Origin of the sequence: Marivita sp. (assembly GCF_020055635.1) — a bacterium.
Lineage (GTDB): Bacteria > Pseudomonadota > Alphaproteobacteria > Rhodobacterales > Rhodobacteraceae > Marivita.
In genome coordinates, this window is the sequence record NZ_JAIPUT010000108.1 from 1 (window position 1) to 6,700 (window position 6,700).

Genomic DNA, 6,700 nt, shown 5'->3' on the forward strand with positions numbered 1-6,700 from the left:
TTGCCGATGCTGTAGATGCGCCGTACCGGAAATTTGGCATCGGTGCCGGTGACGGCCAGTTCGGCAGGTGCCGGCGCCTCGTCGACAGTTGTCATGGTGATCTCCCTGTTGTTTCATAAATATATATATATTCTCGGGCCAAGATTGGCGAGGGCTTAATAATCTTTATGAATTTCAATAATTTATAAGCATTTCTCGCAGATCTTTATCAATATTATATATATATTTAGTGATTTCTGGCCCGAATTATATACGATAACGGGGTTACCAACGGGCTCGGGGGACCGGGCCGGCTAACAGGGAGGACAAGCAATCATGACAATCACTCAAGGGCTACGCTGTGCTGCGGCGGCTGGCGCAATGCTGGCAGGTCTGGCGGGAGGCGCCTTCGCACAGACAAACATCACCGTCGCCGTGCCGAACCCGTCGGCCGTCACATGGGCGCCGATGTGGGCCGCAATCGGCGAAGGCTATTTCGAGGACGAGGGCCTCATCCTCGATGTCCAGGCCGTGGACGGCTCGTCCTCGGTGCTTCAGGCAATGTCGTCGGGCCAAGCCGAGATCGGCGCCCCCGGACCCGGGCCTGTGCTCGGCGCACGGGCACGCGGCCTCGACGTCGTGTTCATCTACAACCTCTATCCCAAGAGCGTGTTCGGCTTGCTGGTGCCCGCGGACTCCGACTACCAGGAGCCGGCTGACCTGGCCGGCGAGGTCATCGGTGTCGGGACCGCCGACGGGGCGGAGGTCTCCTTCGCAGAGGCGATCTTGTCCGGGGCCGGCATGTCGCGCGGGGAGGACTACACCTTCCTGCCGGTGGGTGACGGCGGTACGGCGGCGGTCGCCTTCCTGCGCGAAGAAGTGGAGGCCTATGCCGGCGCGATCAGCGATTCTGCGATCCTGGCCTCGCGCGGGATCGATCTTCGCGAGATCACGCCAGATGAGTACCTCGGCTTCTTCGGCAACGGTTACGCGGTGCTGGAAAGCTACTTGGCCGAGAACCCGGAGGTGGTCGAAGGCTTCGGACGCGCATTGGTGCGCGGCATGGAAGATGAAGAGGCCGGACGGGCAAAGCCGCTGATGGATGTCGTCGCGCGCCTCGAACGGAAGTATGAAGGGTCAGGTCACCCCAAGGAATGAAGACCTTCATCACAGTCGAGGCCGAGGCGGACCTTGAAACAATCGGCGACTTTATCGCCCAGGACAACCCGGTGCGGGCGCTGAGCTTTGTGCGCGAGCTCACCCAACTCTGCCTCGACATTGCCGACATGCCGCAAGCTTGGCCTGTGGTGCCCCGTTACGAACATCACGGAGTCCGCCGCAGGGTGCACGGCCGATACCTGATCTTCTACCGCATCGGCGCTGACCGGATCACCATCCTTCATATCCTGAACGGCGCAATGGATGTCGAGGCGATCCTTTTCCCTGCCGGCTGACGCCCTGCGCCCCTGCAGAACCGTCAGTTCGTGGCGCATGGTGATCTGCGCGGGCCACATCCCGCACATGTCGAAAAAGCCGTTTCAGCTTCACAATCTTGCCCGAATTCACAGTTATAAAAAATTGGGGAGGCATTTGAACCATTCGCTCAAGGTCTCGAAAGACATCATCCCGAATGGGCGAACAATCGAAACGGAATCTCGATGCGTTGCTCCGCAGAGACCATCCTCTCAGGCACGAAACGGCACGTGCGCCACGGGCCGCCGCGCGAAAGCGACCGGCACGGCCCCTGGCACGTTTTGCTCTGCGCCAAGAGTGCGCCTGGTGGCTGTCATGAGCAATGAGAGCCCGATCGTCGCGAAAGCCGCCGACACTCGACGTTTGCTAAAGAACCTCCAGGACTATTCACGGGCGGTGCTCACCCTGACCTGGCAGCGTCAGGGCATCTTCATTGCCTTGACGATCCTGACGATGTGGTTCTTTCCGCCAGGGAAGGCAGCATTGCTCTTTGCGATCTGCATGACCTGCGAATACGTGGATCTCACCCTGGCGAGGAAGACCAACCGGATCGAACCCGGTGATGCCAAGGCCACCCGGACGGTGTTCGCCGCCTTCCTCGTCAACACGGGTGTCAGCGTCGTGACCATCAGCTTCTATGCCGTCTGGGTCGGCGTGACCGCGGGCGGCTCCGGACTTTTCACGGCGATGTTCTGCCTGTTCGCCGGCGCGCTCTATTCCGCCATCAACAACCACCAGCTTGCCAGCATTCTGGCGATCCGGCTGACGGTCTATGGCGTCGCCTTCCTTGTCATCACGATCCATGACCTTTGGGTCTACCGCCCCCCTCTGTCGTCGGACATGTGGCTGCAATTCTTCACCGTCATTTTCGTGATGTATTTCCTGATCGACTGCTCGTTGCGGTTCCTGGGCATGTATCGCCGCGACCTGAAGCAACTTGAGACTCTGGAAGCCGAGCACGAGCGCGCCAAGGCCGCGCTTGTCCTCAAGTCCCAGTTCGTGGCCGTCGTCAGCCACGAGCTACGCACACCACTCACATCGATCAAGGGCTCGCTCGATCTTCTCAATTCGGGCAAGTTCGGCACCTTCTCGCCGCAGGCACAATCCTTGCTGGGACTGGCCGGAAAGAACAGCAAACGCCTCGCGGATCTCGTCGACGACCTTCTGGACCTGCAGAGGATCGAGGAAGGCAAGATGACCTTCGACAAGGAGACGATCGAGCTCGGGGCCTTCATTGCCGATGCGCTCGGTTCGCACCTGGGACTGGCTGAAAAGTACAATGTGACCCTCAAGCTTGACCGGAACAGCACAACCCCGGTCTACGTTCACACCGACCCGGAGCGGTTGATGCAGGTCCTGAGCAACATCATCTCGAACGCGGCGAAGTTCTCGCCGGACCAGGGCGATGTCGATATCGGGCTCGAGGTCGATGCCGGGCGGGCCCGCATCTTCGTGCGCGACCGCGGCGTCGGTATTCCCGACGGGTCCGAGGAGGCGGTGTTCGGCCGGTTCATCCAGCTCGACTCCTCCGATCAGCGCCAGTTCGGCGGAACCGGGCTTGGCATGGCCATCTCGCGCGAGATCATCGAGGCGATGGGCGGAACGATCGATTACGAAAGCGAGCTTGGAAAGGGGACGACCTTCTTCATCGGGCTGCCCTGCAAGACGGTTTTCGACTCCAAACCGCGTGTCGATCCAGGGGCGTCCCCAGCGGACCCGGATGAAACCGATCGACCGATTGCGGCATCCGCACGCTCTTAGCCGTGCGAGGCGCCACATAACCCGGTCTTACTGACGCCGGGTCATCACTGCTTCCCAGCGGCCTTTTGCCGTATCAGGCTGAAGTTGCTTGATGCTTGCTTCTATTAACCGTAAGCTCAACTTAAGAGGGTATCTACGCTGCGTGTTGCGGCGTACCTCCCAGTAGGTTGCCAGTAGTAAATCTTTCCACTCCAATCGGCGGCCTCAACAGCCGAAGAACCCTCTGTGGCCGCACATGGCCATGTCGGGTCACGCAGCAGGCTTCATCCGTGTTCGACTTTCTCATCGGGCTTGTCGCCCTTGCCTACTTCCTCGTGATCTCGTCCGCGACGAGGCAGCATTTCGCGTCGGAAAAATTCCCTCGGGGCATGTATGTCATCTCGCTTGTCTCGCTCGTCGGATTGTTCGCGTTCCTGACGCATGCCTTCCTCTGGAGCCTCGAGTTCACCGTGGCCTCGCTTGTCCTGATGGGCCTGGCCTTCGCGCTGTTCTTCTGGGCGGTCCGTCACAGCAAGCAGAAGAACCTGTCCCTCGCCTTCGACGAAGAGACCAAGGTCGACGGGATCATCACGACCGGGCCCTGGCGATATGTCAGGCACCCGTTCTACGTGTCTTACATCCTGTTCTGGCTTGCCTGCGCCTTGGGGACGACCCATCCGACCTCGGTCGTGGTCTTCGCCACCCTGCTCTTCATCTATATCTATTCCGCGCTCCGCGAGGAACGGACGCTCAAGCAGGGCCGCTACGCGGACGCGTATCTTGCCTACCAGGAAAACGCCGGTTTCCTGCTTCCCAAGCTTGTCTCGAGGACCCGAGCGTGACGGCCAGTCTGCTTGAGTGTGCACAAGCGCGTACCGACGAGGACTTCCGGGCCGTGGGCGCGTTCCGCCACAGGTGCTATCTTGCCGAGGGTCTGATCGATCCCCGCCCCGATCAGACCTTCCTCGACGCGTATGATTTCGCTCCGGCCACGCAGGTCTTCATGATCCGGCTCAAGGGACGGATCGTCGGCACGATCAGGCTGCATGTCCTCGACAGATGCAACCACAGCTCGGCGACGATGGCGGCCTTTCCGGACCTCCTGATGCCGAAGATCCGGTCAGGCATGACCCTGCTCGACGGCGCGCGGTTCGCGATCGCCCCCGACATGGGCGCCTTGCGGCTGCTGATCGCCCGGAGGATCCTCCGCCTCTGCTATCATTATGACAAAGGCCGGCACGCAGATTATGGCGTCGCTGCCGTTCAGGACGCGCAGATCGAGTTCTACCGTCGCAGCTACGGGTTCACCGCGCTCTCCGAGCCCCGCATCTACGGCGATCTGAACAAGAAGCTCGTCCTTATGGGGCTCGATCTTCGACAGGCTGATGCGACCGACAAGACATCCACACTCCGGGCAACGGCACGGACCGGCTGAGGTCATTCATCCGTCGCTCAGGTCTTGCACCCGGAAGGAAGGTGGTATGGCATGTGTGAGGCTATGGAGTTGACGATAACGGCAAGTGCAAGCGGAAGTTTGCGCCTTCATTTCGGAACACGCACATCTGCTGGACGAAGAAGCAAGTCAGCAGCTTGTGCGCCACGGTATCCTTCCAAGGGGCAGCGTAATGACTGGGATCGCGACTGGAAAACCAATATTCAGTCCAAACTGTCTGCCAGAGATCATCCAGGGGCTTGAGTTCGAGGATTGGATCAAGCAACTTAGCATCGCTACCTCACCAAGGCCGTCACCAATCTTTGAGTATAGCTCCCTTTGGAAAGATACAAAATTGCTCGATCAGGGTTCGCCAAACTGTCACCTAATTGCGCGCCATGCTCCTGCAGACGAAGAACGAAGCTTCAGTAAAGACGCGAGATTAATACACCAAGTTGCTATTCCTTCATATACCGAAATGCGGTGGAACAAGCTTCACCCAGTTAATTACAAAGCAACTGGGTGAATGTAGATATTTTCAAAACGGCAAAGCTCTTGAAAGTAATTTACGGCAGGATTTAGAAAATATCCCGGCTATCGGTGGCCATTTCTATCACTTCGAGGTTCGGGAATTATTTCCTGGAAGGAAGCGAGTCGTCCTACTGCGCGACCCACTTCAAAGACTTATAAGCTCATACAAATATGCACATTTTGCTGTAATGACTGAGCCGGATAAAGCAACTAACGACCAACGTGCCATGACAGCCATGACCTTTGAAGACTACTTCAGGTCAGAAAACAGTCGTAGTGAAAAACACATGGCTATGTTTATGCTTGGCCTGCGATCGACGGACAAGGCCCGTGAGATAGAGATGTCGTTACTCTTCCGACAAGCATGCCAGAATCTTGGAGACTACAAAGTCGGTACTGTCGAGAGCTTGGACGAATTCGTGAAAAGCATCCCCGAGCTCCAGAGCGAAGTTAGAGAACCCACCGAGATTCCCAAGGAAAATGTCTCCGAAGATCGCTCTGTGTCTCCAGAAATTGATCTTGATGAAGGATTTCTGGCCGAGTGCCGGGAAGATCTAAAATACGATTTTCTCTTTTATGACTATGCAAGATTTCTGTCCAACGATCAGATAGGCTCAAAACCAGACGTTCAATCATTGGAGAATAATCAGAATACCACGTCAGACTCAACAAATTTCATGGGACGCATGCGAAAATGGTTAACCCTCCAGCCCGGATGATCTTATAGCCTTCGAGGGCATATACGATCATCCGAGAAGCATCGCAAATTTTTAACAACCTTCTGATTTAAAAGGTATACTCTACAATATCACTGTTCGACAACCCAGTCAGTTCAACCAGATCCGTGATGTCATCGATAATGGCGGTTTGGCTTCGACCACCTGTTGTTGACCAATCTGTGTCAAACCAGAGCTCCCCTCTTCCAGAGGTCGAATTGAAGACAAGGATATATGCGTCTGTGGCACTACCTGCTTGATTTTCGATCTGGTTTTGAGACAAGGCCGACTGGAGCTCAACTACCCGATTGCTTTCTGCATTCGACATTCCTGTGATCGATGAAACGTTGTCAATATAGTCGTTTGCGTTGAGAATTGTACCGGCTTGCGTTGCGTTAGTGTTCCCAAAATCAACACGTTCCAAGCCAATTTTATCTTGTCCGACAGCGAAGTCTTGAAGCGTTGAGGTTCCACTCCAGTCGAAAAACCGGAACTGATCGGAGCCGTCATTACCAATCAAAACATTATCGCCGCCCAACCCATAGAGGATGTCATCCCCGGAGCCGCCTTGAAGGACGTCCGCGTTGCCAGAACCGGCAATGCGAAGGTTTCCTGTTGCATCAGAGGCGTCAAGATTGACAGCACTTTCAAAACCACGCTCGTCGGAACTGGCGGTCAAACCCACACCAACTTCGGCTGTAATCGTCAGCGCTTGAGACCCAGAAATCGTAAAGTTGGTGGGTCCATTTTGATTGTCAAATGCATAGTACAGATTACTGCCATTATCGACAGACCGGATGACGTTCGCCTCGGTGTTGGTGCCACTGGA

General features: G+C 56.6%; 6 protein-coding genes and 1 pseudogene. 6 read left to right on the forward strand and 1 reads right to left on the reverse strand.

What is annotated here, in order from left to right; translation table 11 throughout:
- Positions 1–315: 315 nt before the first annotated feature.
- The 6 genes from LCF60_RS22820 to LCF60_RS22845 all read left to right on the forward strand — a co-directional run bounded on the left by LCF60_RS22820 (position 316) and on the right by LCF60_RS22845 (position 5,874).
- A complete protein-coding gene (locus LCF60_RS22820; RefSeq protein WP_292294838.1) occupies positions 316–1,137 on the forward strand; it encodes an ABC transporter substrate-binding protein in 822 nt (273 codons plus the stop codon).
- On the forward strand, positions 1,134–1,433 hold the full coding sequence (locus tag LCF60_RS22825) for a type II toxin-antitoxin system RelE/ParE family toxin (protein WP_292294839.1): 300 nt from the start codon (positions 1,134–1,136) through the stop codon (positions 1,431–1,433). The genes LCF60_RS22820 and LCF60_RS22825 overlap by 4 nt, the downstream gene beginning before the upstream one ends.
- A 334-nt stretch (positions 1,434–1,767) precedes the next feature.
- Entirely contained in the window at positions 1,768–3,213 is a 1,446-nt protein-coding gene (locus tag LCF60_RS22830; RefSeq protein ID WP_292294840.1) for an ATP-binding protein, read from the forward strand.
- A 269-nt stretch (positions 3,214–3,482) separates the two neighbouring features.
- Entirely contained in the window at positions 3,483–4,034 is a 552-nt protein-coding gene (locus tag LCF60_RS22835; protein ID WP_292294841.1) for an isoprenylcysteine carboxylmethyltransferase family protein, read from the forward strand.
- Complete coding sequence (locus LCF60_RS22840; RefSeq protein WP_292294842.1) at positions 4,031–4,627, forward strand: hypothetical protein; 597 nt, start codon at positions 4,031–4,033, stop codon at positions 4,625–4,627. Before LCF60_RS22835 ends, LCF60_RS22840 begins: the two co-directional genes overlap by 4 nt.
- A 452-nt stretch (positions 4,628–5,079) precedes the next feature.
- Complete coding sequence (locus LCF60_RS22845) at positions 5,080–5,874, forward strand: sulfotransferase family 2 domain-containing protein (RefSeq protein ID WP_292294843.1); 795 nt, start codon at positions 5,080–5,082, stop codon at positions 5,872–5,874.
- Positions 5,875–5,941: 67 nt separating this feature from the next.
- Here the strand turns inward: LCF60_RS22845 and LCF60_RS22850 are convergent.
- Positions 5,942–6,700 (reverse strand): annotated as a pseudogene (locus tag LCF60_RS22850) (hypothetical protein); the annotation flags it as partial.

Bases quoted from the DNA above. Each gene is read 5' to 3' on its own strand.
- LCF60_RS22820 (WP_292294838.1), top strand. From the start codon at position 316: ATGACAATCACTCAAGGGCTACGCTGTGCTGCGGCGGCTGGCGCAATG.
- LCF60_RS22825 (WP_292294839.1), top strand. From the start codon at position 1,134: ATGAAGACCTTCATCACAGTCGAGGCCGAGGCGGACCTTGAAACAATC.
- LCF60_RS22830 (WP_292294840.1), top strand. From the start codon at position 1,768: ATGAGCAATGAGAGCCCGATCGTCGCGAAAGCCGCCGACACTCGACGT.